Genomic DNA, 24,747 nt, shown 5'->3' with positions numbered 1-24,747 from the left:
GGCGAGGAGCGGCATGCCAACCAATTTCGACATCAAGTCGCAGCGCAAAGACTTGTACGCCCCGAAAAGGGGAGTGTTCGGCATTGTGGACGTGCCGCCGCTGAATTTCGTGATGGTCGACGGTGCGGGCGATCCCAATGTGTCACCGGACTACGCCGCAGCCATCGAAGCTCTCTATACCGTCTCCTACGGTGCACGCGGCATCGCCAAGAAGGAGCTTGATCGAGTCCATACGGTTGGTCCGCTCGAAGGGTTGTGGGATGCCGACGACAAGTCCACCTTCACCACGCGGGACAAAGGTGCTTGGAAGTGGACAATGATGATTGTCCAACCGGAGTGGATCACTGCGGAGATTGTCGAGCGAGCGATTCGTGGAGCGGTTGAAAAGGGCGTAAAGGCAGCATATCTCGTGCGTTTCGCACCGTACGTCGAGGGGCGTAGCGTACAGACCTTGCATGTCGGCTCCTTTGACGACGAGGGTCCGACGCTGGCTCGAATGCACGATGAATACATTCCGGAGAACGGCTTGGTGATGACGGGGCGGCATCATGAGATCTACTTATCCGACGCCCGTCGGGTTGAGCCTGCGAAGCTGAGAACCATTCTGCGTCAGCCAGTGGCAGACGCGTAGGGCGGTGTCTTAGCCGGTCGCGAATCGGGGTAACTGTGGTTGGGCCACGTAGTCGGTGGCTTCTGTCCTCACACCCGCATGTCGTAGCGCGATGAGTGGTGTGATGCCGTCGGTGGCGATGAGATCGATACCGTCGGGGAGTGCCTCGGCTAGCCGATTCACCAATCTGCTTGGCCGATTCCGGCCGATTCCGACGATCACCGTGCTGGTGCCCTGTTCGGCCGCCGCGGCGAGCAGAGCGTGGTACGGGCTAGCGGTAATCGTTTGGGTGACAACACCTTTCAGTCCGGACTCCCATGCCACTTCACGGCTTCGGCGCAACGCTTCGTCGACAACAGCCGATTCGCTCAACTGATAGGCGTCAGATTTCAGGACGTCGTGGTCGCGGCTGCGGTTGCGGCCCGGTCGTGCTCGTTGAGGGCGCAACGCGGATAGCAGGACGACGGTCGAGACGGGGCCGACTAAATCCGCAGCCGATCCGATGGCACGTAGTGATGCGGCCGAACCATTGCAGCCCAGGATGATCGGCCCGGACTTCGCGATCCGGTCGAGAGGTTGCCAGTCCCGCCATTTCGGTGTGCGATGACCTACTCGTCTCATGTTGGTCCTCCTCGATGTGGGGGTGATGGTTCGACCATACATAAGAAAATGAAGTAGAACAATAAGAAAGTAGAGTAATCACTCTAAAAATGTTTGCTCGGAGTAGGGTGGAGCTTATGACTCGACGTAGCTATGACCAGTTCTGCGGTTTGTCCCGCGCGCTCGACATCGTGGGCGAACGTTGGACGCTGCTCATAGTTCGCGAACTGATGTCGGGGCCCAAGCGATACTCGGACCTTGCCGAGACGCTTGTCGGGATAGGGACGAGCTTGCTCGCGAATCGGTTGAAGCAGCTCGATGCGGACGGCATCGCGAAGCGTCGATACTTGGGGCCACCGGTCGCCTCGACCGTGTACGAACTCACCGAGGTTGGGCAGGAGTTGGCTAATTCCCTTGCGCCGCTGGCGATCTGGGGTGTTCGTCATCAGATTTCGGCTGGTCCGGACGACCATGAGACGTATCATGTCGAATGGACGTTGTTGTTCCTCGCGCGGATGCTGCGGCCAACCGAGCTTACTGAGAACTATTCATACGATGTGCGAGTTGGCGGCAGCGCCGCGCGACTGACAGTCCAAGACGGCGTCGCATCTGTTGCGGCCGAAGGTAGCGGTAATCCTGATGCCGTGATCACAACTGACCCGGAGACAATGGCGGCGATAGCAGGCGGTCGTGTGGCCGTCGCCGATGCCATCAGTGCTGGTCGAGTTGCGGTCGCGGGAGATCCGCAAGCGCTGGCGTTCCTATTACCGGTATTGCAGGGCGTGCAGGACCGCATCTCGGCGGGCGTGTGAGGAGGCACTCTCCTGGATGGCGCTCCGGTAACGTGACGTCACGGCATCGATCAAGGCGGGGTGATCGCCGACCGGCGCCGCGATGAGCGAATCCGGACGGCAATGAACTAGCTTGCCGACCACGCGCTCGGTGAGTAGTCCGGCCGACAGAAAATATGGGCTGAACACGATTCGGCCCGCTCCGGCACTCTCCAAACGGGCTATGGCGCTGTGCAATTCGACGTCGCTCTCGCCAAGTTTAGTTGCGAAGACAACCTCGACGGAAAGCTGAAGGTACGCGCTCAGCTCGGTCGCACGACAGCGCGCCTGGGCATCCGAACCGGCGTCAGACGAGCCGACCGCACACATCAGCACGCCGTCGTCGGCCGACAATCCTGCTTCCGACAGGCGGGCGGCCAGCGCTGGGACCAACGTGGTATCTCCGATGACCGGAGTTTGATTGGCGCGCAGCGAAACTTGCTGCCTACGCGCCGCAGAGATGATTGCCGGTAAGTCGAACCGGCTGTGGTAACCGTCGCCGAACAGCAGTGGAACCACGACCACATCGTCGCCTCGAGTGCCGATGTCGGTCAGGACGTCGCCGACCAGCGGGGCATTGAGGTCGAGATAGCTCAATTCGACTGGGGCGCCCGGTAATCGGCCGGCAACCGCCGCACGGACCTGCTCGGCGGTCGCGGCGAATCGCTCGTCGCGACTGCCGTGTGCAACCAGCAGCAGAGCAGGCGGGGCCACCGCAGAACTCATATCAGGCCGGCTGCGCCTGCGCCAGGTGAAGGGGAGCCAGCGCATCGCCGACCAGGCCGGCGGCCAGGGTGTTGCCGCCCTGCGGGTCGATCAGCAGGAAGCTGCCTGATTCCCGGCTGATCGCGTAGTCGTCAGCAGCGATCGGCTCGGCGGTCTGTACCGAGATGAGCCCGATGTGGTTGAGTTCCAATGCCTCCGGACCTTCGAGTAACGCCAGATTCTGCTCGTCGAAGAGTGCGTCGAGCGCTCCAATGATCGCCTGCGTGGTCTTGGTGCCGTGTTTGAGCAGTACCCGAGCCCCGGGGCGCAGCGGTTTGTCGGCCAGCCAGCACACCGTCGCGGTAAACTGCTGAATCGGTTCGGGAGCATCGGCAACCGCGGCGATCACATCACCGCGCGAGATGTCGACATCGTCCTCAAGGAGCAGAGTGACGCTCCGGCCGGCATGAGCAGATGCCAACTGGCCGTCGGCCGTGTCGATCTGAGTGATCCGCGAGCGGGTACCCGACGGCAGCACGGTGATCTCGTCGCCGACCGCAACGGAGCCAGCCGCTACCTGTCCCGCGTATCCGCGATAGTCGGGGAATTCCGCTGTGCGTGGACGGATTACATACTGCACGGGGAAACGTAGCCCAAGTGGCGCATGGTTGTGCTCGGTGACATTCGGGACCGACTCAAGATGTTCGATGAGGCTGGGGCCGGTGTAGTACGGCGTGTTATCCGAACGGCTCGCAACATTGTCGCCGCGCAGCGCGGACACCGGAATTGTGGTGACCTCGTCATCAGTCCAGCCCAGCGAGCGGGTGAGTTCACCGAACTCGGCGACGATCTCGGCGTACTTCGCTGCCGCATCATCGACGGCGTCGATCTTGTTGACCGCCAACACCAATTGAGGTACTCCGAGCAGAGCCATCACCGCTGCGTGCCGCCGGGTCTGCGACACCACGCCGTTGCGAGCGTCGACCAGCAGGATGACCAATTGGGCGGTTGACGCGCCGGAGACCGTATTGCGGGTGTATTGCACGTGGCCGGGGGTATCGGCGAGTACGAAAGACCTTGCGGGTGTGGCGAAATAGCGATACGCGACGTCGATGGTGATGCCCTGTTCGCGTTCGGCGCGCAGGCCGTCGACGAGCAGCGACAGATCGGGACTGTCTAAGCCGCGGTCGACCGACGCTTTGGTTACCGCGTCGATCTGGTCGGCCAGAACAGATTTAGTGTCGTAGAGGAGGCGACCGACGAGGGTGGATTTACCGTCGTCGACGCTGCCCGCGGTGGCGATGCGGAGTAGATCGGGAGCGTGCTTCATCAGAAGTATCCTTCACGTTTGCGGTCTTCCATCGCGGCCTCGGACACTCGGTCGTCGCCGCGGGTGGCGCCACGTTCGGTCAAGCGGGATGCAGCGACCTCGTCGAGGACCGCGTCGTTGTCGGCGGCCTCGGAAAGGATCGCGCCGGTGGTGGATCCGTCACCGACGGTGCGGTAGCGCACCGAGCGAGTCTCCAATGCTTCGTCGTCGCGCGGTCCGCCCCAGGGGCCGGGGGTCATCCACATGCCGTCGCGGGAGAACACCTCGCGCTGGTGTGCGTAGTAGATCGGCGGCAGCAGCACAGATTCGCGGGCAATGTAGCGCCACACGTCGAGTTCGGTCCAGTTCGACAGTGGGAAAACGCGGACGTGCTCACCAGGGGCGTGCCGACCGTTGTAGAGGTTCCATAGTTCCGGGCGCTGACGCTTGGGGTCCCACTGACCGAATGCGTTGCGCAACGAGAAGATTCGCTCCTTGGCGCGTGAGCGCTCCTCATCGCGGCGACCGCCGCCGAATACCGCGTCGAATCGATTCTCGGTGATCGCATCGAGCAGCGGGATGGTCTGCAGTGGATTACGGATTCCGTCGGGGCGCTCGGTGAGGCGACCGTCGGCGAGGTAATCCTCGACCTTAGCGACATGCAGCCGCAAGTTATGCCGCTCGACGACCTCGTCGCGGAACTTCAACACCTCGGGGAGGTTATGTCCGGTGTCGACATGCAGTAGCGAAAAGGGTAGTGGTGCAGGCCAAAACGCCTTCAAGGCGACATGCAGCAGCAGAGTGGAATCCTTGCCGCCGGAGAACAGGATCACCGGACGTTCGAATTCACCGGCCACCTCGCGGAAGATATGGATGGCTTCGGACTCCAGCGCGTCCAGGGTGGTGAACTCGCCAGTCGCCCCGCTGGCGCGCTCGTCGGCGTTGACGGTGGCTTCTTCGGTAACTGTCATGATGCGTGCAGCCCACATTCTGTCTTGGCCCGACCAGCCCAGCGGCCGCTTCGGGAATCTGAACCTGGTTCCGGTTTGACGGTGCACGGAGCACAGCCGATGGATGGATAGCCTTCGTCGACAAGGGGATTCACCAGCACCCCGTTGTCGTCGATATATGCCTGCATGGTCTCGTCGGACCACGCCGCGATCGGATTGATCTTCACCAGGCCGAACGCCTCGTCGAAAGAAATCAGGGGAGCGTTGGCGCGGGTGGGCGCCTCGACTCGACGGATGCCAGTGATCCATGCGCTGTAGCCCGACAACGACTTCCGCAGCGGCACCACCTTGCGGAGTCGGCAGCATTCGCCGGGCTCGCGCTCAAAGAGGTTGCGGCCCAACAGCTGATCCTGCTCGGCGACGGTGTTCTCCGGGGTGACGTTGACCAGTTCGACGCCGTAGACCTGCTCGACGGCATCACGAGTTCCGATGGTCTCGGCGAAGTGATAGCCGGTGTCTAGGAAGAGGACCTTGACCTTGCCGCCGTCGAGTGTGTCAACCGGGATGTGCTTGACCGCCAGGTCGACCAGCACGGCGTCCTGCATATTCGATGCGACTAGATAGTCGGTGCCGAAAGTTTCGGCGGTCCAGGCGAATAGCTGTTCAGGAGTGGCATCGGGGCCGAGACGAGCGGCACCGTCCTCGGCGATAGCGCGCAGTTCTTCTTCGGTGCGCGTACGTGCTGAGATCTCGGTGTCGATCGTGGTCATCGCAACGCCTCATCTTCCGCTCGCACAGTCCATTCGGCGAAGCGCTCACCGTCGTTGCGTTGTGCGGTGAAATTACGCACCACGCGCTCGATGTAGTCGCCAAGCTCTGGGCTGGTTACCTTGTGCTGCCGCAGCTTTCGGCCGAACCCGCTGTCCAGGCCAAGGCTGCCACCTAGATGAACCTGGAAGCCCTCGACTTGATTCCCGTCGCCGTCGTCGACCAACTGGCCTTTGAAACCGATGTCGGCAACCTGTGATCGGGCGCAGGAATTGGGGCATCCGTTGATGTTGATGGTGATCGGGATGTCGAGGTCGGCGTTGATGTCGGCCAACCGGGCTTCGAGGTCGGGCACCAAAGCCTGTGACCTCTTGCGGGTTTCGGCGAAGGACAGCTTGCAGAACTCGATGCCCGAGCAGGCCATCAGGTTCTGCCGCCACTGTGACGGTCGAGCCGGCAGACCGAGCTCGTCGAGACCGGCGACCAAGGCATCGAGCCTGTCGTCGGGGACGTCGAGGATGATCAACTTCTGATAGGGGGTGAAGCGGATGGCGTCCGATCCGGCCTGCTCGGCGAGTTCGGCGACCTTGCCCAGGATGGTTCCCGAGACACGACCGGCGATAGGCGCAACGCCGACCGCGTTGAGTCCGTCGGTCTGCTTCTGGATTCCGACATGGTCGATCGGATGCTTCGGCTTGTCGACGGCGGGGCCGTCGATCAGCTTGCGGCCCAGATATTCCTCTTCGAGGACCTGGCGGAACTTCTCGATTCCCCAATCCTTGATGAGGAATTTCAGCCGCGCCTTGGCGCGCAGCCGGCGATAACCGTAGTCGCGGAAGATCGAGACAACGCCTTCCCACACATCGGGCACCTCGTCGAGCGGTACCCACACACCGACGCGTTGAGCGAGCATCGGGTTGGTCGACAAGCCGCCGCCGACCCACAGGTCCAGGCCCGGACCGTGCTCGGGGTGGTTGACGCCGATAAACGCGATGTCGTTGATCTCATGCACGACGTCGGGCTGCCCGGAGATGGCAGTCTTGAACTTGCGCGGCAGATTCGAGTACTTCTGGTCGCCGATATAGCGACGGACGATTTCGTCGATCGCCGGCGTCGGGTCAAGGACCTCGGCGCGCGAGCGTCCGGCCATCGGCGAGCCAAGTACGACGCGGGGGCAATCACCGCATGCCTCGGTGGTTTTGAGACCGACACCTTCCAAGCGCTGCCAGATCTCCGGAACGTCCTCGACCTGGATCCAGTGGTACTGAACGTTTTCCCGGTCGGAAAGGTCTGCGGTGTCACGCGCGAATTCGGTTGAGATGCCGGCGATGGTGCGCAGTTGCTCGACATTCAGCGCACCGGCGTCGCAGCGCACACGCATCATGAAGTACTTGGCTTCGAGGAGATCGATATTCTCGTCGCCGGTCCAGGTGCCGTCGTAGCCCTGTTCCCGCTGGGTGTACAGACCCCACCAACGGAAGCGGCCGCGCAGATCGGACTTGTCGATCGAGTCGAAGCCACCCTTGGAGTAGATGTTCTCGATCCGACCGCGGACGTTGAGTGGATTGTCGTCCTTCTTGGACTGCTCATTGGCGTTGAGCGGTTCGCGGTAGCCGAGTTTCCACTGGCCCTCGGCGCGACGCTTGGTTGGCCGCGCCTTGCGGGCCGGGCGGGCCTTAGCGGGCGGTGTGTCCGGTGCGGGAGCAGCACTCACATCGGTAGTGGTCGTCATGAATTCTCTTCTCGAGTGTGCCCACGGCAGCAGAAGGCCATGCGCACGGGCTGGGTGCTTGGCTTGAGAGACGTTCTCGGGCTGAATCGCAAAAGTGCGGAGTGGAGTCCAGGAGGCGGCGAAAACCGCCGGAAACGTCAGCTAGAGCTGACAGTTTGCGCTGCAGACGCGCTTGAGATCGATGTGGCGACGCTCGGCTAGCCACACTCCTGGTGAAGTCACGTCGTCCATAGTGCCATGTGTACCGCGATGCCGTCTACTTGGGAATATTTTTCCTCACCGTGATGTAAATGGGTTCCGGTGCCCACTCGGCGGCGTCGGCGCAGGCACGCGGCATGATGGTCGGGTGGCAGTAATCGGTACGGCATCGACGGTGAGCGAGCCGACCGGTCTGTCTCTGTCCGCGCCAGCTGATAGTGGCGACGGGCTGAGCGGAGCGGCGATTGAGCGGCTGTCCAGCGTGAACGCCGAGATTCCGTTCGGGTTGTACATCCACGTGCCATTCTGCGCGACACGCTGTGGATACTGCGATTTCAATACCTACACCGCGGGTGAACTCGGTACTGCCGCGTCGCCGGCATCGTGGCATGAGGCGGTTGAGCGTGAGCTGGATCTCGCGGTGGCAGCACTATCGCCTGAGCGTGAAGTGTCGACGATCTTCGTTGGTGGCGGCACGCCGTCGCTGTTGGGAGCTGATGGTCTGGTGCGGCTGCTCGACGCCGTCCGGCGCCGATTCTCGCTGGCCGCCGACGCGGAGGTGACGACCGAATCCAATCCCGAATCGACGTCGGGGGCGTTCTTCGACGAGTTGCGCGCGGGTGGATTCACTCGGGTGTCGCTGGGTATGCAGTCGGCGTCGGAGCGGGTGCTGCGCGTGCTAGAGCGAACGCATACGCCTGGGCGAGCCCTCGACGCCGCACGCGAGGCTGCTGCGGCCGGCTTCGAACACATCAACCTCGACCTGATCTACGGGACGCCGGGTGAAACCGACGCCGATCTGGAAGCCAGTCTCGACGCAGCGCTGTCCACCCCGATCGACCATGTGTCGGCGTACGCGCTCATCGTCGAAGACGGCACCGCCTTCGCGCGCAAGGTGCGGCGGGGCGAGATACCGGCCCCCGATGACGATGTGCTTGCCGACCGCTACCGACTGATCGACGAACGGCTTTCGGCTGCGGGGCTCGGCTGGTATGAAGTGTCGAATTGGGCTCGGCTGCAAGGGGATTCGCCCGACCCGACGTCGGAGTGCCGACATAACCTGGCCTACTGGAACAGTTACGACTGGTGGGGACTCGGGCCGGGGGCACACTCACATGTGAACGGTGTGCGTTGGTGGAATCGCAAACACCCGGCTCGCTATGCGGCGACACTCGCCGACCGGGTATTGCCGATCGATGATCACGAGATCCTTGCTGCCGACGATGCGCACACCGAACGAGTGATGTTGTTGGCGCGCTTACGTTCTGGGCTCTCGGTGAGTGAACTCGAAGTCGATGAACTGGCTCGGGCTCGGCGATTCGTCGGTGACGGATTGCTGCACGAGGCGCGGCACGCTTTTGTGCTGACCGACGCCGGGCGGCTGCTAGCCGACGCAGTAGTGCGCGACATCCTGGCGGGGGAGTAGGGCCGGCAACCTACCGTGCGGGCGGCAACGTCCAACCGCCGGTAGCCGGGCGAGGATTGCGCTGGGCCCCGACGACAGGTCGTGCGGGCGTGGGCATCTCGGACCCGTTGACCTGGTCTTCGATCGACGGCGCGCCATTGGACAGGTCGATCATGTCCAGATCAAGCATGCGTGCGTGGATGATGTGCCGGTTACGCAATGCCGAGCGCACGGCGCGATGTAATCCGTCTTCCAGGTAAAGCTCACCCTGCCAACGGACGATATGGGAGAACAGATCGCCGTAAAAGGTGGAATCCTCGCTCAGCAATTTGTCCAGTGCCAGCACCGACGTCACCGTGGTCAATTGGTCCAACCGGAACTGTCGGGGAGGAATCTTTGCCCATGCGCGCCCGGAAAGTCGGTGCTCTGGATACGGTCGCCCGTCCTGCACTCCCTTGAAGATCATGAGCCGCATACCTCTCGAATTCGCCGCGAGCCGCTCCCGGACTCGCACCGCGAACATATGCTACGACGACCGTGGTGCACCACGCCCTAAGATAGATGAACGTCACCACAGTATGAGAGGTAGGACACATGTCGAGTACCGATGACCGCAGATTCGAAGTACTGCGTGCCATCGTCACCGATTACGTTTCCACTCAGGAGCCCATCGGATCCAAGGCACTCGTCGATCGGCACCACCTTGGTGTGTCGAGTGCGACGGTCCGCAACGACATGGCCGTACTCGAAGCCGAAGGCTACATCGCGCAACCCCACACGAGTTCGGGCCGGATACCAACCGACAAGGGGTATCGCCTGTTCGTGGATCGGATCAGTGAGGTCAAGCCGCTGTCGAAGGCCGAGCGTCGGGCGATTCTGTCGGTCCTGGACTCCGGCGTCGATCTCGATGATGTCCTGCGCAGGTCGGTACGACTATTGGCCCAGCTCACCCGCCAGGTCGCGATCATCCAATATCCGGTCCTGTCGCTGGCGACCGTGCGTCACCTTGAGCTGGTTTCGTTAGCGCCCTCGCGGCTGCTGGCCGTTGTGATCACCGATTCGGGACGGGTCGAGCAGCGGATGGTCACACTTGCCCGCGACATCACCGAGAGTGAATTGACGTCGCTGCGCGATATGTTCGCCGCAGCCTTACACGGGAAGCGGCTCGAAGAGGCATCGGCCGCGGTCGCCGAACTGGCGAATACCGCGCCGCACGACATCGGCGATGTGGTGATCCGGGTGGCAACCGTTTTGGTTGAGACGCTTGTCGAACGTGGCGACGATCGTCTCGTGCTGGGCGGAACATCAAATCTTGCGCGATCGGCGGCGGATTTCGCGCCCGAGGCCGGCGGGATGGACACCGTCCTGGAAGCGCTTGAGGAACAGGTCGTCGTACTGAAGCTGCTCGCGACGACGCAGCGCAGCGGAATGGTGACCGTTCAGATCGGCGAGGAGACCCAGACCGAGAACCTGCGTGGCACCTCGGTGGTCTCTACCGGGTACGGTGCGTCAGGAACAGTTCTGGGGAGCGTGGGTGTGGTCGGACCCACACGCATGGACTACCCGGGAACAATCGCATCGGTGGCAGCCGTTGCCAAATATGTCGGTGAAGTGCTCGCGGAGCGCTGAGCGCCCCAGCTGTATGTGAACTCAGAGGAATAATAGGTCTGTGGCCAAGGATTACTACGGCGTTCTGGGCGTGGCCCAGGGCGCGTCGGATCAAGAAATCAAACGTGCGTACCGCAAACTCGCCCGGGAGTTGCATCCTGATGTGAATCCCAGCGAAGAGGAGCGGTTCAAAGAGGTCAGCACCGCCTACGAGGTATTGAGCGACCCCGAGAAGCGTCGCATCGTCGATGCCGGTGGTGACCCGTTGTCGAGTGCCGGGTCTGGTGGGTTCGGCGGCGGCGGTGGGTTCGGCGACGTCTTCGAGGCGTTTTTCGGTGGGGGCGGAGGCGGCGGTTTCAGCGGTGGGTTTGGCGGCGGTGGTCGCGGTCCGCGCAGTCGCGTTCAGCCCGGTGAACCCGCGCTGGTCACGATGCAACTCGACCTCGAGGAATGTGCCTCCGGGGTCAACAAGGAAATCACCGTCGATACCGCGATCCTGTGCGATGTGTGTACCGGCAAGGGCACTAACGGAAAATCCAAGCCACGGACCTGCGACACCTGTAAGGGCGCGGGCGAGATTCAGGCCGTGCAACGATCATTTCTGGGTCAGGTGATGACCGTTCGCCAGTGTCCGACCTGTATGGGCGTAGGTGAAGTAATCCCCGACCCCTGCCACAAATGTGGCGGTGATGGTCGGGTTCGGTCCCGCCGCACGATGACCGTGAAGATTCCGGCTGGCATTGCCGGCGGGATGCGGGTCCGGCTGACCGGACAGGGTGAGGTCGGTCCGGGCGGTGGTCCGGCCGGTGACCTGTACGTCGAGGTGAAGGAGCGTCGTCACGACACCTTCATCCGCGACGAAGACGATCTGCATTGCACCATCAAGGTGCCGATCGCAGACGCCGCACTCGGTTCGGAACTCACCATCAACACCATCTTTGACGATCCGGTAACAGTCACTATCCCGGCTGGCACCCAGCCTGGTCAGGTCGTGCAATTGCGCGGGCAGGGTATGCCGCATCTCAACACCGGCGTACGCGGCACGCTGCACGCCCACCTCGACGTCGTGGTTCCGACCAAACTCGACGCCGCGGCAACCGAAACCCTCAAACGTTTCCGGGAGCAGACCATCGATGACGAGGTTGAGCTCGTGAGTGCGTCGATGGTGTCATCCGGCGCGGGAGGCGGACTCTTCTCCCGGCTGCGTAACGCCTTCGCCGGCCGGTAGTCACGGGTCGTGCGATGAGTCCACCGCTGTTCTGGATCGACGACGTACCGTCCGCCGGTGCTCAGACGACGCTGCGCGGTTCCGAAGGCAGGCACGCGGTGACGGTCACCCGACTTCGGGCCGGCGAACCGGTCATCCTGGGCGACGGTCGTGGTGCCACCGCGCTGTGCGAGGTGACCGCGACATCGGGTAAAGACGCCCTGGTGGTGCGCGCATTGTCGTATCGCTTTACCGATCGTCGTACGCCGCGGGTGATCCTGGTACAGGCACTGCCGAAATCGGAGCGTTCTGAACTCGTCGTCGAATTGGTGACCGAAGCCGGTGTCGACGAGATCGTCCCGTGGCAGGCATCGCGCTGCGTCGCGAAGTGGTCAGGCGGCAAAGCCGACCATCGGGGGAGGCCGGAGAAGGCCGAGCGGGGCGTCGTCAAATGGCGAGCGACCGCCGCCGCCGCCGCCAAGCAGAGTCGTCGTCCGTGGATTCCAGAGGTTACCGATTTGGCGACGACGACCGTCGTGCGCGCGCGATGTGCGGACGCGATCAGTGCCGGCGGGCAGGTTCTCGCGCTGCATGAAGACGGGGCAGTCGCGTTTCGCGGGGCGGTGCGTCCGGCGGCAACGGAAATCGTACTGATCGTGGGCCCCGAAGGGGGACTTGCGGATTCGGAGATCGCCGACTTCGCCGCATTGGGCGCGACGACGGTCGTGCTCGGACCTGAGGTGCTGCGTACCTCCACCGCGGCGGCAGTCGCGCTCGGCGGCATCGGAACTCTCACCGACCGGTGGGATCCTGCGCGGGGCAACTGAGTTCGCACGCGGACCTCGACTGATTATGCGACGGATAAAAGTAGCCTACGGCGATGCGCCGGCACAGTTCGGCCACGTATATCTGCCGGCGTGTACGCCCGAGGACTATCAGACTGTGCCGCTGGTGGTGCTTGTTCACGGCGGCTATTGGTCAACCGAGTTCTCGCTCACTATCGAGACGGCTATCGCGCGTAGTCTCGCCGAGCGCGATGCCGTCGTGTGGAATATCGAATACCGACGCGTCGGCGATCCCGGCGGTGGCTGGCCGAATACCGGCCGCGACGTCGTTGCCGCGTTGCGTGCGCTTGACGGACCGGTCGCCGCGGCGTTACCCGACGACGTGCGCCGACGCGTCGCCTGGGGTTCGGTATCGGTGGTTGGGCATTCGGCCGGCGGCATGCTCGCGGTCTGGGCGACCGCCGAGATCGGAGCGGTGACCGGGCGGGCGGCGATCACAACGGTCATCGCGCAGTCGGCGCCACTGGATCTGACTGTCGCCGGCGGACATGAGCGTGGGTCGGTGCGCAAACTGATGGGGGTCTCCTACGACGTCGCGCCGCAGCGGTATCGCGAAGCATCGCCGGCCTGCCAGCCGGTTTGTGCCGCCCACATCATCGCGATACATGCGGGCGACGACGAGATGGTGCCGGTCGGGTCGAGCAGGCACTATGTCGACACCGTCACCGCACGGGGCCAATCCGCGCAGTTGATCGTCGTCGATGGTGAGCGTCACGAGGCATTCATTCATCCGGGCAGCGCCTGCGCTCGCCGTACTGTCCGATTATTGGGTTTGTAAGCACCGTTTACACTGGATAACAGCCACATACCCCAGGAGTGATGTCATACGTGAGTGACGGCCCCAGTTTTGACCAAGTCGACGACTCGTCGCCGCGCGATTCGTCAACGGCGAATACCCCGACCGTCAATTCCCCAAGCGTCAATTCTTCAGTCGAAGTCGCGCCGGAAGCGGTCTTCGGGCTACTTGGCACAAGCGATATCAATCTGCGCACCCTCGAGGAGCTGCTGCCCGCCGATATTCACGTGCGCGGCAACAAAGTCACGCTGACCGGTGTGCCAGCTGACGTCGCGGCGTCCGAGCGAGTTCTTGACGAACTATTGAGCCTCATTAGGCGGGGTACGCCCCTTACGCCGGATGTGGTGCGCAACAGTGTGTCGATGCTGACCGAGGGGTCCGGCGAATCGCCGGCCGATGTGCTCAGCCTCGACATCATTTCCCGGCGCGGCAAGACGATTCGGCCCAAGACACTCAATCAGAAGAAGTATGTCGACGCCATCGACAAACACACGATCGTCTTCGGGTTGGGGCCGGCCGGTACTGGCAAGACCTACTTGGCGATGGCGAAAGCCGTTGCGGCACTTCAGTCCAAGCAGGTCACTCGGATTATCCTGACCCGGCCGGCGGTGGAAGCCGGTGAGCGCCTTGGCTTTCTGCCCGGCACGCTGAGCGAGAAGATCGACCCGTATCTGCGTCCGCTGTACGACGCGCTGCACGACATGATGGATCCGGAGTCGATCCCGAAGTTGATGGCCGCCGGAGTGATCGAAGTCGCGCCGCTCGCGTATATGCGCGGCCGGACCCTCAATGACGCCTTCATCATTCTCGACGAAGCTCAGAACACCACCGGCGAGCAGATGAAGATGTTCCTCACCCGCCTCGGCTTCGGTGCCAAAATCGTGGTCACCGGCGACGTTACGCAGGTCGACCTGCCGGGCGGCGCCGAAAGCGGATTGAATGCCGCGGCGCGGATTCTCGAAGGTATCGACGACATTCACTTTTCTCGGCTCACTAGCGCCGACGTCGTCCGTCATCGCCTTGTCGCCGACATCGTCGACGCCTACGGCCGTGCGGAAGAGTCTGCGCGCGTATCGAATTCGGGGCCGCTGCGCGGCAATCGCGCTACCCGGCGAGCGGGAGGTCCGAGGAGTTCATGAGTATCGAACTGTCCAACGAGTCAGGCGTGGACGTGCCGATCGACCTGGTACTGGACGCCGCCAAATTCGCCATCGGTGCGATGGACGTCCATCCCGGTGCCGAATTGTCGGTGATCTTCGTCGACCTCGACACGATGGCCGATCTGCATATGAAGTGGATGGACCTGCCCGGACCGACCGACGTGATGAGTTTCCCGATGGACGAGCTCACCCCCGGCGGGGGGCGTCCTGACGCTCCCGACCCGGGGCCCGCGACCCTCGGCGACATCGTGTTGTGCCCGGAATTCGCTGCGGCACAAGCGAAGGAAGCCAAGCACTCGTTTGAACACGAGTTGGCGGTGCTTACCGTGCACGGGGTCTTGCATCTGCTCGGGTACGACCATGCCGAACCCGACGAGGAACGCGAGATGTTCGGCTTGCAGAACGACCTGCTGTCGCAGTGGTATGACGACCGCCGTCGCCGCGATGTTCAACAACGTCAGTCCGATCGCGATTCGAAGTTGTTGCGCAACATCGGATTCGACGAGAGAGACTGATCCGGCTTGTCGTCGAGTGTGTTATTCATCGTCGCCGCTGTCGCGCTGACCCCGATCAGCGGCATTTTCGCGGCCATCGACGCCGCCCTCGCCACGGTCTCGCAGGCGCGGGTCTCCGATCTTCGCAAAGAGGGGCGCGCGGGTGCTGGACATCTGCTGGAGGTCCTCGACAACCGGGCGACCTACGTCAGCCTTGCGGTATTCCTGCGTGTCGTATGTGAAACGGCAGCAACGGTTTTCGCGTCGGTTGCTGCGGTCGACCTATTGGGTACCCGATGGGGGGTCCTGGTCGCCATCGCGGCGATGGCGGTGGTGTCCTACGTGGTGGTCGGCGTCGGGCCGCGCACTCTCGGGCGCCAGCATGCCTACTCGATCGGCGTGAGCTGCGCGGTAGTACTCCAACTCGTCGGCCGCTTGTTGACTCCGGTCACCCGGCTGCTCATCTTGGTCGGTAACGCGATCACGCCGGGTAAGGGATATCGCAACGGGCCGTTCGCAACTGAGGTCGAAGTGCGTGAAATCGTCGACCTGGCCGAGGCGCGCGGTGTCGTCGATGCCGATGAACGCCGGATGATCCAGTCGGTCTTCGATCTCGGCGATGCCAACGCCCGCGAGGTGATGGTGCCGCGGCCGGAGATGGTGTGGATCGAAGCGGATAAGACGGCGACTCAGGCGGCCAATCTCGCGATCCGCTCCGGTCACTCCCGCCTGCCGGTGATCGGCGAGAATCCCGACGACATCGTCGGCGTTGTCTACTTGAAAGACCTTGTGACGCGGGCATTGTCGGGGTCGTCCCAAACGATCACGGTATCCGAGTTGATGAAGCCGGCGCAATTCATCCCGGACTCCAAACCGCTCGACAGGGTGCTCGGCGATATGCAGCGCACCCGCAATCACATGGCGCTGCTCGTCGATGAATACGGCGGCATCGCGGGCTTGGTCACCATCGAAGACGTACTCGAGGAGATCGTCGGTGAGATCACCGACGAATACGATCGGGACGAGACGGCTCCCGTCGAAGATCTCGGTGACGGCAGTTATCGCGTGTCGGCTCGACTCCCCGTCGAGGATCTCGGCGAATTATTCGACGATATCGAGATCGATGACGATGAGGTGGAAACGGTCGGCGGACTGGTGGCTTTGGTGCTCGGACGTGTGCCATTGCCCGGCGCCAGTGTCGATTACGACGGCCTTCACCTCGTCGCCGAGGGAGGCCCGAACCGTCAGGGACGCCAGCGAATCACCACCGTCGTCGTAAAACGCGTGAACGAGTCCGAGTCCGATACTGTTCACACCGCTCGCGACCACGCGCACGACGAGCGACATGCTGATCGACGAGAGGTGATGTGACCGTGCCGGTTGATGAATTGGGTGATGAGGACCGCAAGTTGGTGGTCCTGGCACGTGGCGCGCTGGCCCGGTCGGGAGGGTCGAGTGGAGCGGCAGTCCGGGACGCCGATGGTCGGACCTATGCCGGAGCGCGGGTCGCCACCCAATCACTGACGCTTACCGCCTTACAGGTCGCGGTGGCCACCGCATTGTCCAGCGGTGCACCGGGATTCGAGGCCGCCGTCCTGGTTGGTGGAACAGCGGATGATCCGGGTCTTACCACGCTTCGCGAAATCTCCACCGGCGCAGCCGTTTTTGTCACCGACACCGCAGGCCGGCTGATCGCCGGCGGAGAAGGATCCGCATGACTGACACCGCTGCCCCTGAATTCCGTTCCGGCTTCGTCTGTTTTGTCGGTCGGCCCAACACGGGTAAGTCGACGCTGACCAACGCACTCGTCGGCGAGAAGATCGCGATCACCTCCAATCGACCGCAAACCACTCGCCATACGATTCGCGGTATCGTCAATCGCCCTGACGCGCAACTGATCCTGGTCGATACTCCGGGCCTGCATCGACCGCGGACCCTGCTGGGACAACGACTCAACGATCTGGTCCGCGATACCTACTCAGAAGTCGACGTGATCGGTGTCTGCATCCCAGCCGACGAAGCTATCGGCCCCGGTGACCGATGGATCGTCGAACAGGTACGCACGATGGCGCCGTCGACGACGGTGATCGGAGTGCTGACCAAGATTGACAAGGTTGCGCCGGCCTCGGTGGCCAAGCAATTACTGGCATTGTCCAAACTTCTCGGACCCGAATCCGAAGTGGTGCCGGTGTCGGCCAAGTCGGGCGAGCAACTTGGTGTGCTGGCCGACGTGCTGGTGGGACTGATGGCGCCCGGTCCCGCGTTCTATCCCGACGGCGAACTCACCGACGAACCCGAACAGGTTCTGATGGCGGAATTCATTCGCGAAGCTGCTCTCGAAGGTGTCCGAGATGAGTTGCCGCATTCGCTCGCCGTCACCATCGACGAGGTGATTCCGCGCGAAGACCGCCGCGAGGATCAGGCGCCGATGGTCGACGTGCACGCCATTTTGTATGTGGAGCGTGATTCTCAGAAGGGAATCGTGATCGGGCACAAGGGTTCTCGACTTAAACATGTCGGTACCGTTGCTCGTGGTCAGATCGAAGCCCTGTTGGGTACCAAGGTGTTCCTCGATATCCGGGTCAAGGTTGCCAAGGACTGGCAGCGCGATCCCAAACAACTGCGTCGAATGGGTTTCTAGTGGGGTCGCACGAGAAGCCGGAGAACGATGGGCTGTTGTCGGACCAGTCGTCCACGGTGACCCGAGCGCACGTTGAGGACGGCGTCGACGAAGAGCAGGCCCGGCGGGCGATCGCCGACGTCGTAGGTCACCCGAAGTTCTGGCTCGCGCCGGTCGCCGCGGTCGTCGGACTGATGTGTCTGATGGCCGCGATGTACATGGGCGCGGTGGTCAACCCGACGAAAAATCTGCACAACTTTCCGATAGCACTCGTCAACGAAGATGTCGGTGGATCAACGGCGGAAGGTCAGCCGAAGCAGAATTTCGGTGACCAGATCGTCAAATCGATGGTGCCGACGGCGGCGAAGTCAGGGATTGTGCTGACCGAGACCGATCGCACCACAGCTTTGCGAGATCTCAACTCGGGCAAGGCCTATGGAGTGGTGTATCTCGGCCCCAATTTCACGAATGTCGCGATCAACATGGGTCGCTCGGCGGCCCCACTGATTCAGATCAAGCCTGAACAGCCAAAGATCGAGGTATATATCAACCGGGGATCGGGGACATTCGCGTCCTCGATCACCACGATATTCGCCGAGCGGGTCGGCACACAGGTCAACGCGGAATTCGGTAAGCAGATGACCGCCACCGTCCGTCAGCAACTCGCCGCGAATAATCTGGACTTCTCTGGTGCCGCGCAACTCGCCTTGTCGGCGCCTGTTGATGTCGCGGTAACCGAACCCGCGCCGCTACCCGACGGCTCAGCGAACGGTCTGTCCGCGTTCTATTTCACGCTATTGCTGATTCTGGCCGGGTTCACCGGCGCGATGATGGTCTCGGTGATCGTTGACGGCACACTCGGTCAGTTGCCGGTGGAGTTCGGGCCCCTATTCCTGTTGCGCAAGCGATTGCCGATCTCCCGGTGGGGCACCTTGGCCGCTAAATGGACGATCATGCTCATCATCGCGGCGCTGCAGTCCGCGCTCTATCTCGCGGTATGCGCGGCGGTGGGGACGTCGTTGCCCAATTCCTTTGTCCTATGGCTGTTCTCGGTACTAGCCATCACGGCCGTTGGTATCACGGCGAGCGCGATGATGGCCGCATTCGGCAACCTGGGGCTGATCCTGAACCTGGTCTTCTTCGTGATTCTCGGATTGCCGTCGTCGGGCGGCACGGTGCCGCTGGAAGCGAGCCCCCGGATCTTCGAATGGCTCGCCAAAGTGGAGCCGATGCATCAGGTCTACGTCGGGGTGCGGGCGATCCTCTACTTCGACGCCGACTTCGGAGCAGGATTCGGTGAATCGATCGTCGTCTGCATCGTCGGGCTGATTGTCGGCCTGTTGCTCGGCGTGCTGGTCACCAAGTGGTACGACCGTCGCGACTGGCATCGACTGCCGGATCAGATCGCGTTGCCACCGAGGTTGGCGAAACTCACCGAGTGAACCGCGCGTCATGCGGTATGTCGCGGCGATTCCTGTCCTATACCGGTGAAAGAATGACCGGGTGAGGTTCTACCAGGACGAGGCTGTCGTGTTGCGTCAGCACAAGCTTGGCGAAGCCGACCGGATCATCACTTTGCTGACTCGTGAGCATGGCCTGGTTCGCGCGGTCGCCAAGGGTGTTCGACGCACCCGGTCGAAGTTCGGCGCGCGCCTCGAACCGTTTGCCCATATCGATGTGCACCTTTATCCCGGCCGGAATCTCGACGTCATTACCCAGGTCCACAGCCTGGACAGTTTCGCCGCTGACATCGTCGCCGACTATGGCCGGTACACCACCGCCTGTGCGGTGCTGGAGACGGCAGAGCGGCTGGCCGGCGAGGAGCGAGCGCCGGTTATGGCACTGCAGCGCCTAACCGTAGGTGCATTGCGTGCGCTCGCCGCGGGGGAGCGACCCCGTCAGCAAGTACTCGACGCCTACCTGCTGCGGGCCATGCATGCTTCGGGCTGGATGCCGTCGCTCGAACACTGTGCCCGATGTGCTCAGCCTGGCCCGCATCGCGCGTTTCACGTTGCCGCCGGTGGTGCGGTCTGTGTGTATTGCCGCCCGGCCGGGTCGGCATCGCCGTCACCCGGTGTTCTCGATTTGATGGATGCGATGTTCCGCGGACAGTGGGAGCACACCGTCGACGCAAGCGAATCGATGCGCCGTCAGGCCAGTGGACTGGTCGCCGCGCATCTGCAATGGCATCTGGAGAGGCAACTGCGCACACTGCCGCTGATCGAGCGCGCAGCACCTCATAGGCTCAGCGAGACCGGCGCGCAATCGCGCGACGCCGGGTGAGGAGAGATCACATGGTGCGTCGCGGTTTGCGTCGAGCCGAGGACGCGCGATCGCCTCGGGTGATTCGCCCGCCGGACCCCCATCCGTCCGGGGCAACCCCGCCGAGTATTCCGGCTCAATTCGTGCCCAAACATATCGCGCTGGTGATGGATGGGAACGGTCGTTGGGCCACCGAGCGGGGGTTGCCCCGCACCGAGGGACACAAGCGTGGCGAGGCCGTGCTGATGGACAGTGTGTGCGGCTGCATTGAGTTGGGCGTCGGCTGGCTATCGGCATACGCGTTCTCCACCGAGAACTGGTCACGCAGTCCCGACGAAGTGAAATTCCTGATGGGATTCAACCGTGACGTGATTCGGCGTCGGCGCGATGAGATGAACGAGATGGGGGTGCGCGTACGCTGGGCCGGTCGCCGACCTCGGTTGTGGCGCAGTGTAATCCGCGAACTCGAGATCGCCGAGGAGCTAACCAAGGACAACACCGTGATGACGCTGACGATGTGCGTCAACTACGGTGGCCGTGCCGAAATAGCTGACGCCGCAAAGGAAATCGCACGTCGGGCCGCGCGCGGCGAGATAGATCCCGAACGAATCACCGAGGCGTCGTTCGCGAAATATCTCGATGAACCCGACATGCCCGACGTTGATCTGTTTCTACGTCCCTCCGGCGAGCAGCGCATCTCGAATTTCCTGCTATGGCAGTCGGCATACGCCGAGATGGTGTATCAGGAGAAGCTATTTCCCGACTTCGACCGACGTGACCTCTGGGACGCCTGTCTGGAATACGCGAAACGGGACCGTCGATTCGGAGGAGCGCAATGAGTGCGCCAGAAACCGCGCTCGCGCGGATCACAAATCTGATCGCCGATCTTGGCGCGGTGACCACTGTCGACGACGCAGCGATGATCGAGTTCGGCGGTACGCGGGCATCGGTGCGGGTGCTCGACCTTGGTGACGGCTTAGAGGTCGTCGCGCTGACGCAGCTGGTGGCGTCCGGATTGGCGAATACCGATGAACTTCGCGACGTCGTCGAATCACGAAGTGCCGGTTTGAGTTTCGGTTCACTGCGAAGGTCGAGCGCTGACGGTGACGCGGTGGATGTGCTGTTGTCGTACACATTTCCGCTGGGCGAACTGGCCAACCTGCCGTTGCTGACGGTCCTGCATATGGTGCTGTCAGCTGGCGTCGACACTCGGACCGAGTTGCCAGCGCAGTAGTGCGGGCTGCCGTTTAGTCTTTCTGACACCCGCCGCATAGGCCGAAAACTTCGACCGTGTGATTGATATCGCTGAAACCGTAACTTGCGGCGACCTTTTCGGCCCACAGTTCCACTGGTTCGGCCTGGATTTCCACGGTGGTCCCGCAGCGGCGACATACGAGATGGTGATGGTGACCCGTCGAGCAGTGCCGGTAGCGAGTCTCACCAGAGCCATCCCAAAGCGCGTCGATCTCGCCTGCTTTGGTCAACGCCTGCAGATTTCGATACACCGTGGTCAGGCCGATGGATTCACCGCGGGCTTTGAGATGCTCGTGGAGTTCCTGAGCGGACAGGAAGTCGTCGGTCTTGCTCAAAACCTCGGCCAGCGCGGCCCGTTGCTTGGTCGAGCGGACGCCGGTAACGGGAGTCTCAGTCATGATCGCGTTCAGTGGCGTGCAGAACGGCGTCGTTGACGATATGCGCGAGGTGGTCGTCGACTAATTCGTACATGATCTCTCGACCATGGCGGTGGCCGTGGACCACGCCCGCGTCCTTCAGAACCCGTAGGTGCTGGCTAACCAGGGGCTGTGAGAAGCCGAGTTCGCCGACCAGTTCGTGGACACATTTCCCCTGCTGCTGAAGGGACAGCACGATCGCGATCCGAGCAGGCGCGGCGAGCGCGCGGAGGAGATCTCCGGCAGCGGCCAGCGAGTCCGCGTCGGTGGGTATCGGCGGTGTGGTGTGTCCCAGCGGACCGGGGTCGATCGCGTCGGTGCCGAGGGGATCAATGTGGGTTTCACTCATAACACTTCCCATATTAATGGAAAACATTTTCAAATGTGTGATCAGTCGGGCCGTTTCCACGCGAGCAGCCGCGCCGAGGTCTTCTGTCGGGTCTGGCCATGTTGGTTGAGCGTCTGATGTGACAGGACGACGGTGGCGCGATCGGGGCGCGATCGCGAGAACGTGATCGTCTCGATGGCGCCCTCCAGGTGGAGGACGTCACCGGCGACGGCGGCACTCGGCCAGGTCAGGTCGACTCCAGCGCCGACGATGCCGGTCGCGAGTGGAAAGGCATCGGCGAGCAGTCGCATCGTCAATGCGGCCGTATGCCATCCGCTCGCGACGACGCCGTCGAAGAATGTGCCTCGTGCGGCGTCGGCGTCGAGGTGGAATGGCTGGGGGTCGTACTGGCTGGCGAATTCGACGATCGCCGCGGCGTTGAGTTCGACGGTGCCCGAGGTGATGGTGTGGCCAACTGAGAGATCGTCGAGCCATAGGCCGTGTGGGCGAGTTGGAACTGGTGCGGACATGTGACTCCTTCGGTGGGTGCGTGAACTACCAAGCGTCCGGCGCGAATTCGGCGTGGATATCGCGGCGGGTCAGCTCCGTCTCGCAGTGCTCGCAGTGCAGCGACAAATGCGGTTGGTGACCGCATTTTTTGTGGGTCAGGGTGACCGGCGGTTCATCGACGACCCATTTGTCTCCCCATTCGATGACGGCGACCAGCAATGTATAGAGGTCTTCGCCTTTGTTGGTGAGGTGATAGTCGAGGCGGTCGGGGACCGAGTCGTAGTGCCGACGTTCGAGAATTCCCTCGTCGACGAGCATCCGCAAACGATCGGTGAGGACGCTGCGGCCGAGGCCGAGTTTGCGTGCGATGGGATCGAAGCGATGCTCGCCGCGAAAGAATTCGCGCAGGATCAGCATCGTCCATCGCTCGCCGATGATCGACCAGGTGCGGGCGACAGCGCAGTTCTTGTCGGCGAGGCTGTCATGGCGCATGGGAGTGAGGTTATCGATCGGCTACCTGCTGAGTCAATAAAAGTGACTGACCGGGCAGTCGGCTGGTTCAACTGTGAACGTGAATTCTCAGCCCCGTGGACATGGTCGAAGGGCAATATGCCCTTCGACCACACTCAGGGGGATGACATTTCACCTGCCGGGGTGGCCGTCCACCGATGATCGGGCCGGCGTGGCCCCCGGTTAGGCTGTAAGGGTTCCAGCCCAAGTCGATCAAGTGGAGTGCAAACACCCGTGGCCAGCTCACCGTCAAACCGTGTCGATGCAATCGTCAACCTCGCCAAGCGTCGAGGTTTGGTGTTCCCATGCGGTGAGATCTACGGCGGCACCCGCTCGGCCTGGGATTACGGTCCCCTCGGCGTGGAACTGAAGGAGAACATCAAGCGGCAGTGGTGGCGCTCGATGGTGACCTCGCGCGACGACGTCGTCGGCTTGGACAGTTCGGTCATCCTGCCGCGACCGGTCTGGGAGGCGTCAGGTCACGTCGAGGTATTCAGCGACCCGTTGGTTGAGTCGCTGCACACCCATAAGCGTTATCGCGCAGACCATCTCATCGAGGCGTATGAGGCTAAGCACGGTCATCCGCCGGAGAATGGCCTGGCTGATATCAACGATCCCGAGACCGGCCAGCCCGGCAACTGGACCGAACCCAAAGCGTTCAGCGGTCTGATGAAGACTTTCCTCGGCCCAGTCGATGACGAGGCCGGCCTGCACTATCTTCGCCCGGAGACCGCGCAGGGCATCTTCATCAACTTCAAAAATGTGATGACGACCGCGCGCAAGAAGCCGCCGTTCGGCATTGCGCAGATCGGCAAGAGTTTCCGCAACGAGATCACCCCCGGCAACTTCATCTTCCGGACGCGCGAGTTCGAGCAGATGGAAATGGAATTCTTCGTCAAGCCGGGCGAGGACGAGGAATGGCAGAAGTACTGGATCGAGCAGCGGTTTAACTGGTACACCGACCTCGGTATCGATCCGGAGAACCTGCGACTCTACGACCACCCCAAAGAAAAGCTCTCGCACTACTCGAAGAGCACCGTCGACGTCGAGTACAAATTCGGTTTCGCCGGCAATCCGTGGGGTGAGCTGGAAGGTGTCGCGAACCGGACCGACTACGACTTGTCGACGCACAGTAAGGCGTCAGGCGAGGACCTATCGTTCTTCGACCAGGCGTCGGGTGAGCGGTACACGCCGTATGTCATCGAGCCTGCTGCCGGCCTGACTCGTTCGCTGATGGCGTTCCTGTGCGACGCATATATCGAAGAAGAAGTGCCGAATGCCAAGGGCGGCACCGACACTCGCACGGTGTTGCGGCTCGACCGGCGGTTGGCGCCGATCAAGGTCGCGGTGCTCCCACTCTCCCGTAACGAGAAGCTTTCGCCGAAGGCCAAGGACCTCGCAGCGGAATTGCGTAAACACTGGAATGTCGAATTCGACGACGCCCAAGGTATCGGTAAGCGCTATCGCCGTCAGGACGAGATCGGCACACCGTTCTGTGTGACCGTTGACTTCGACACCCTCGACGATCAGGCCGTCACGATCCGTGAGCGCGACACGATGACCCAGGAACGTGTCGCCCTGGACAAGGTCGTGAGCTATCTGGGTGCTCAGTTGGTCGGGGCGTAGTCGC

At 62.4% G+C, this 24,747-nt stretch carries 28 protein-coding genes; 17 read left to right on the top strand and 11 right to left on the bottom strand.

Going from position 1 to position 24,747, the window contains the following annotated elements; genetic code table 11:
• The first annotated feature begins 13 nt into the window (after positions 1–13).
• Entirely contained in the window at positions 14–631 is a 618-nt protein-coding gene (locus AAFP29_RS19565; protein ID WP_419219074.1) for a GyrI-like domain-containing protein, read from the top strand.
• Positions 632–640: 9 nt separating this feature from the next.
• On the opposite strand, the gene AAFP29_RS19560 is transcribed toward AAFP29_RS19565, so the two are convergent.
• Entirely contained in the window at positions 641–1,231 is a 591-nt protein-coding gene (locus AAFP29_RS19560; RefSeq protein ID WP_419219073.1) for a hypothetical protein, read from the bottom strand.
• A 116-nt stretch (positions 1,232–1,347) separates the two neighbouring features.
• Between AAFP29_RS19560 and AAFP29_RS19555 the strand changes: the two genes are divergently transcribed.
• Positions 1,348–2,022: a winged helix-turn-helix transcriptional regulator gene (locus AAFP29_RS19555; protein WP_419219072.1), complete on the top strand. Its 675-nt coding sequence runs from the start codon at positions 1,348–1,350 to the stop codon at positions 2,020–2,022.
• On the opposite strand, the gene AAFP29_RS19550 is transcribed toward AAFP29_RS19555, so the two are convergent.
• The 5 genes from AAFP29_RS19550 to AAFP29_RS19530 are packed head-to-tail and all read right to left on the bottom strand — an operon-like array spanning position 1,975 to position 7,504.
• A complete protein-coding gene (locus AAFP29_RS19550; protein ID WP_419219071.1) occupies positions 1,975–2,766 on the bottom strand; it encodes a sirohydrochlorin chelatase in 792 nt (263 codons plus the stop codon). The genes AAFP29_RS19555 and AAFP29_RS19550 overlap by 48 nt on opposite strands.
• Position 2,767: 1 nt before the next feature.
• The gene (locus AAFP29_RS19545) at positions 2,768–4,075 is read right to left on the bottom strand and encodes a sulfate adenylyltransferase subunit 1 (protein WP_419219070.1); all 1,308 of its coding nucleotides are present in this window, start codon (positions 4,073–4,075) and stop codon (positions 2,768–2,770) included.
• Positions 4,075–5,043, bottom strand: a complete 969-nt coding sequence (gene cysD, locus AAFP29_RS19540) for a sulfate adenylyltransferase subunit CysD (RefSeq protein ID WP_419219069.1) — start codon at positions 5,041–5,043, stop codon at positions 4,075–4,077. Before cysD ends, AAFP29_RS19545 begins: the two co-directional genes overlap by 1 nt.
• Positions 5,022–5,774, bottom strand: coding sequence for a phosphoadenylyl-sulfate reductase (locus tag AAFP29_RS19535; RefSeq protein WP_419219068.1), 753 nt, complete (start codon positions 5,772–5,774; stop codon positions 5,022–5,024). The genes cysD and AAFP29_RS19535 overlap by 22 nt, the downstream gene beginning before the upstream one ends.
• On the bottom strand, positions 5,771–7,504 hold the full coding sequence (locus tag AAFP29_RS19530; protein ID WP_419219067.1) for a nitrite/sulfite reductase: 1,734 nt from the start codon (positions 7,502–7,504) through the stop codon (positions 5,771–5,773). Before AAFP29_RS19530 ends, AAFP29_RS19535 begins: the two co-directional genes overlap by 4 nt.
• 427 nt (positions 7,505–7,931) lie before the next feature.
• Between AAFP29_RS19530 and hemW the strand changes: the two genes are divergently transcribed.
• Complete coding sequence (hemW, locus tag AAFP29_RS19525) at positions 7,932–9,128, top strand: radical SAM family heme chaperone HemW (RefSeq protein WP_419219411.1); 1,197 nt, start codon at positions 7,932–7,934, stop codon at positions 9,126–9,128.
• A gap of 10 nt (positions 9,129–9,138) precedes the next feature.
• On the opposite strand, the gene AAFP29_RS19520 is transcribed toward hemW, so the two are convergent.
• Positions 9,139–9,573, bottom strand: coding sequence for a type II toxin-antitoxin system VapB family antitoxin (locus tag AAFP29_RS19520; RefSeq protein ID WP_419219066.1), 435 nt, complete (start codon positions 9,571–9,573; stop codon positions 9,139–9,141).
• Between the two features lie 128 nt (positions 9,574–9,701).
• Here AAFP29_RS19520 and hrcA point away from each other — a divergent pair, with 128 nt between their 5' ends.
• The 13 genes from hrcA (at position 9,702) to AAFP29_RS19455 (ending at position 21,333) form a co-directional block, all read left to right on the top strand.
• The gene (gene hrcA / locus AAFP29_RS19515) at positions 9,702–10,736 is read left to right on the top strand and encodes a heat-inducible transcriptional repressor HrcA (protein WP_419219065.1); all 1,035 of its coding nucleotides are present in this window, start codon (positions 9,702–9,704) and stop codon (positions 10,734–10,736) included.
• Positions 10,737–10,776: 40 nt separating this feature from the next.
• Complete coding sequence (dnaJ, locus tag AAFP29_RS19510; protein ID WP_419219064.1) at positions 10,777–11,943, top strand: molecular chaperone DnaJ; 1,167 nt, start codon at positions 10,777–10,779, stop codon at positions 11,941–11,943.
• A gap of 14 nt (positions 11,944–11,957) precedes the next feature.
• Positions 11,958–12,749, top strand: coding sequence for a 16S rRNA (uracil(1498)-N(3))-methyltransferase (locus AAFP29_RS19505; RefSeq protein WP_419219063.1), 792 nt, complete (start codon positions 11,958–11,960; stop codon positions 12,747–12,749).
• 25 nt (positions 12,750–12,774) lie between these two features.
• Positions 12,775–13,545 carry an alpha/beta hydrolase family protein gene (locus AAFP29_RS19500; RefSeq protein WP_419219062.1) on the top strand — a complete coding sequence of 257 codons (771 nt, stop codon included), beginning with the start codon at positions 12,775–12,777 and terminating at the stop codon, positions 13,543–13,545.
• A 50-nt stretch (positions 13,546–13,595) separates the two neighbouring features.
• Positions 13,596–14,702, top strand: coding sequence for a PhoH family protein (locus tag AAFP29_RS19495; RefSeq protein WP_419219061.1), 1,107 nt, complete (start codon positions 13,596–13,598; stop codon positions 14,700–14,702).
• The gene (gene ybeY, locus AAFP29_RS19490; protein WP_419219060.1) at positions 14,699–15,238 is read left to right on the top strand and encodes an rRNA maturation RNase YbeY; all 540 of its coding nucleotides are present in this window, start codon (positions 14,699–14,701) and stop codon (positions 15,236–15,238) included. Before AAFP29_RS19495 ends, ybeY begins: the two co-directional genes overlap by 4 nt.
• A gap of 6 nt (positions 15,239–15,244) precedes the next feature.
• Positions 15,245–16,588, top strand: a complete 1,344-nt coding sequence (locus AAFP29_RS19485) for a hemolysin family protein (RefSeq protein ID WP_419219059.1) — start codon at positions 15,245–15,247, stop codon at positions 16,586–16,588.
• Positions 16,585–16,935: a cytidine deaminase gene (locus tag AAFP29_RS19480; protein WP_419219058.1), complete on the top strand. Its 351-nt coding sequence runs from the start codon at positions 16,585–16,587 to the stop codon at positions 16,933–16,935. The genes AAFP29_RS19485 and AAFP29_RS19480 overlap by 4 nt, the downstream gene beginning before the upstream one ends.
• Entirely contained in the window at positions 16,932–17,858 is a 927-nt protein-coding gene (gene era / locus AAFP29_RS19475; protein WP_419219057.1) for a GTPase Era, read from the top strand. Before AAFP29_RS19480 ends, era begins: the two co-directional genes overlap by 4 nt.
• Positions 17,858–19,279 carry a YhgE/Pip domain-containing protein gene (locus AAFP29_RS19470; RefSeq protein ID WP_419219056.1) on the top strand — a complete coding sequence of 474 codons (1,422 nt, stop codon included), beginning with the start codon at positions 17,858–17,860 and terminating at the stop codon, positions 19,277–19,279. Before era ends, AAFP29_RS19470 begins: the two co-directional genes overlap by 1 nt.
• Before the next feature lie 61 nt (positions 19,280–19,340).
• Complete coding sequence (gene recO, locus AAFP29_RS19465; RefSeq protein ID WP_419219055.1) at positions 19,341–20,120, top strand: DNA repair protein RecO; 780 nt, start codon at positions 19,341–19,343, stop codon at positions 20,118–20,120.
• A gap of 11 nt (positions 20,121–20,131) precedes the next feature.
• Positions 20,132–20,938 carry an isoprenyl transferase gene (locus AAFP29_RS19460; protein ID WP_419219054.1) on the top strand — a complete coding sequence of 269 codons (807 nt, stop codon included), beginning with the start codon at positions 20,132–20,134 and terminating at the stop codon, positions 20,936–20,938.
• Positions 20,935–21,333 (top strand): hypothetical protein, encoded by a 399-nt coding sequence (locus AAFP29_RS19455; protein ID WP_419219053.1) that lies wholly within the window; start codon positions 20,935–20,937, stop codon positions 21,331–21,333. The genes AAFP29_RS19460 and AAFP29_RS19455 overlap by 4 nt, the downstream gene beginning before the upstream one ends.
• A 13-nt stretch (positions 21,334–21,346) precedes the next feature.
• Here AAFP29_RS19455 and AAFP29_RS19450 read toward each other — a convergent pair whose 3' ends face one another.
• The 4 genes from AAFP29_RS19450 to AAFP29_RS19435 are packed head-to-tail and all read right to left on the bottom strand — an operon-like array spanning position 21,347 to position 23,099.
• Positions 21,347–21,751, bottom strand: coding sequence for a Fur family transcriptional regulator (locus AAFP29_RS19450; RefSeq protein WP_419219052.1), 405 nt, complete (start codon positions 21,749–21,751; stop codon positions 21,347–21,349).
• Complete coding sequence (locus tag AAFP29_RS19445; protein ID WP_419219051.1) at positions 21,744–22,118, bottom strand: ArsR/SmtB family transcription factor; 375 nt, start codon at positions 22,116–22,118, stop codon at positions 21,744–21,746. The genes AAFP29_RS19450 and AAFP29_RS19445 overlap by 8 nt, the downstream gene beginning before the upstream one ends.
• A 41-nt stretch (positions 22,119–22,159) precedes the next feature.
• Positions 22,160–22,627, bottom strand: a complete 468-nt coding sequence (locus AAFP29_RS19440) for a MaoC/PaaZ C-terminal domain-containing protein (protein ID WP_419219050.1) — start codon at positions 22,625–22,627, stop codon at positions 22,160–22,162.
• A 25-nt stretch (positions 22,628–22,652) separates the two neighbouring features.
• Positions 22,653–23,099 carry a winged helix-turn-helix transcriptional regulator gene (locus tag AAFP29_RS19435; RefSeq protein WP_419219049.1) on the bottom strand — a complete coding sequence of 149 codons (447 nt, stop codon included), beginning with the start codon at positions 23,097–23,099 and terminating at the stop codon, positions 22,653–22,655.
• Positions 23,100–23,351: 252 nt separating this feature from the next.
• Between AAFP29_RS19435 and AAFP29_RS19430 the strand changes: the two genes are divergently transcribed.
• Complete coding sequence (locus AAFP29_RS19430; RefSeq protein WP_419219048.1) at positions 23,352–24,743, top strand: glycine--tRNA ligase; 1,392 nt, start codon at positions 23,352–23,354, stop codon at positions 24,741–24,743.
• Positions 24,744–24,747 lie beyond the last annotated feature (4 nt).

The organism is Gordonia sp. CPCC 205333, from assembly GCF_048537885.1.
Taxonomy (GTDB): Bacteria; Actinomycetota; Actinomycetes; order Mycobacteriales; family Mycobacteriaceae; genus Gordonia.
This window is presented reverse-complemented; position numbering and strand designations above follow the sequence as displayed.

Excerpts from the sequence above, each read along its gene's own strand:
- AAFP29_RS19520 (WP_419219066.1), bottom strand. The coding sequence starts at position 9,573 with ATGATCTTCAAGGGAGTGCAGGACGGGCGACCGTATCCAGAGCACCGA.
- ybeY (WP_419219060.1), top strand. The coding sequence starts at position 14,699 with ATGAGTATCGAACTGTCCAACGAGTCAGGCGTGGACGTGCCGATCGAC.
- era (WP_419219057.1), top strand. The coding sequence starts at position 16,932 with ATGACTGACACCGCTGCCCCTGAATTCCGTTCCGGCTTCGTCTGTTTT.
- AAFP29_RS19440 (WP_419219050.1), bottom strand. The coding sequence starts at position 22,627 with ATGTCCGCACCAGTTCCAACTCGCCCACACGGCCTATGGCTCGACGAT.
- AAFP29_RS19450 (WP_419219052.1), bottom strand. The coding sequence starts at position 21,751 with ATGACTGAGACTCCCGTTACCGGCGTCCGCTCGACCAAGCAACGGGCC.
- AAFP29_RS19550 (WP_419219071.1), bottom strand. The coding sequence starts at position 2,766 with ATGAGTTCTGCGGTGGCCCCGCCTGCTCTGCTGCTGGTTGCACACGGC.
- AAFP29_RS19445 (WP_419219051.1), bottom strand. The coding sequence starts at position 22,118 with ATGAGTGAAACCCACATTGATCCCCTCGGCACCGACGCGATCGACCCC.
- AAFP29_RS19455 (WP_419219053.1), top strand. The coding sequence starts at position 20,935 with ATGAGTGCGCCAGAAACCGCGCTCGCGCGGATCACAAATCTGATCGCC.
- AAFP29_RS19460 (WP_419219054.1), top strand. The coding sequence starts at position 20,132 with ATGGTGCGTCGCGGTTTGCGTCGAGCCGAGGACGCGCGATCGCCTCGG.
- hrcA (WP_419219065.1), top strand. The coding sequence starts at position 9,702 with ATGTCGAGTACCGATGACCGCAGATTCGAAGTACTGCGTGCCATCGTC.
- AAFP29_RS19555 (WP_419219072.1), top strand. The coding sequence starts at position 1,348 with ATGACTCGACGTAGCTATGACCAGTTCTGCGGTTTGTCCCGCGCGCTC.
- AAFP29_RS19505 (WP_419219063.1), top strand. The coding sequence starts at position 11,958 with ATGAGTCCACCGCTGTTCTGGATCGACGACGTACCGTCCGCCGGTGCT.
- AAFP29_RS19530 (WP_419219067.1), bottom strand. The coding sequence starts at position 7,504 with ATGACGACCACTACCGATGTGAGTGCTGCTCCCGCACCGGACACACCG.
- AAFP29_RS19435 (WP_419219049.1), bottom strand. The coding sequence starts at position 23,099 with ATGCGCCATGACAGCCTCGCCGACAAGAACTGCGCTGTCGCCCGCACC.
- AAFP29_RS19545 (WP_419219070.1), bottom strand. The coding sequence starts at position 4,075 with ATGAAGCACGCTCCCGATCTACTCCGCATCGCCACCGCGGGCAGCGTC.
- AAFP29_RS19535 (WP_419219068.1), bottom strand. The coding sequence starts at position 5,774 with ATGACCACGATCGACACCGAGATCTCAGCACGTACGCGCACCGAAGAA.
- AAFP29_RS19500 (WP_419219062.1), top strand. The coding sequence starts at position 12,775 with ATGCGACGGATAAAAGTAGCCTACGGCGATGCGCCGGCACAGTTCGGC.
- cysD (WP_419219069.1), bottom strand. The coding sequence starts at position 5,043 with ATGTGGGCTGCACGCATCATGACAGTTACCGAAGAAGCCACCGTCAAC.
- AAFP29_RS19565 (WP_419219074.1), top strand. The coding sequence starts at position 14 with ATGCCAACCAATTTCGACATCAAGTCGCAGCGCAAAGACTTGTACGCC.
- AAFP29_RS19560 (WP_419219073.1), bottom strand. The coding sequence starts at position 1,231 with ATGAGACGAGTAGGTCATCGCACACCGAAATGGCGGGACTGGCAACCT.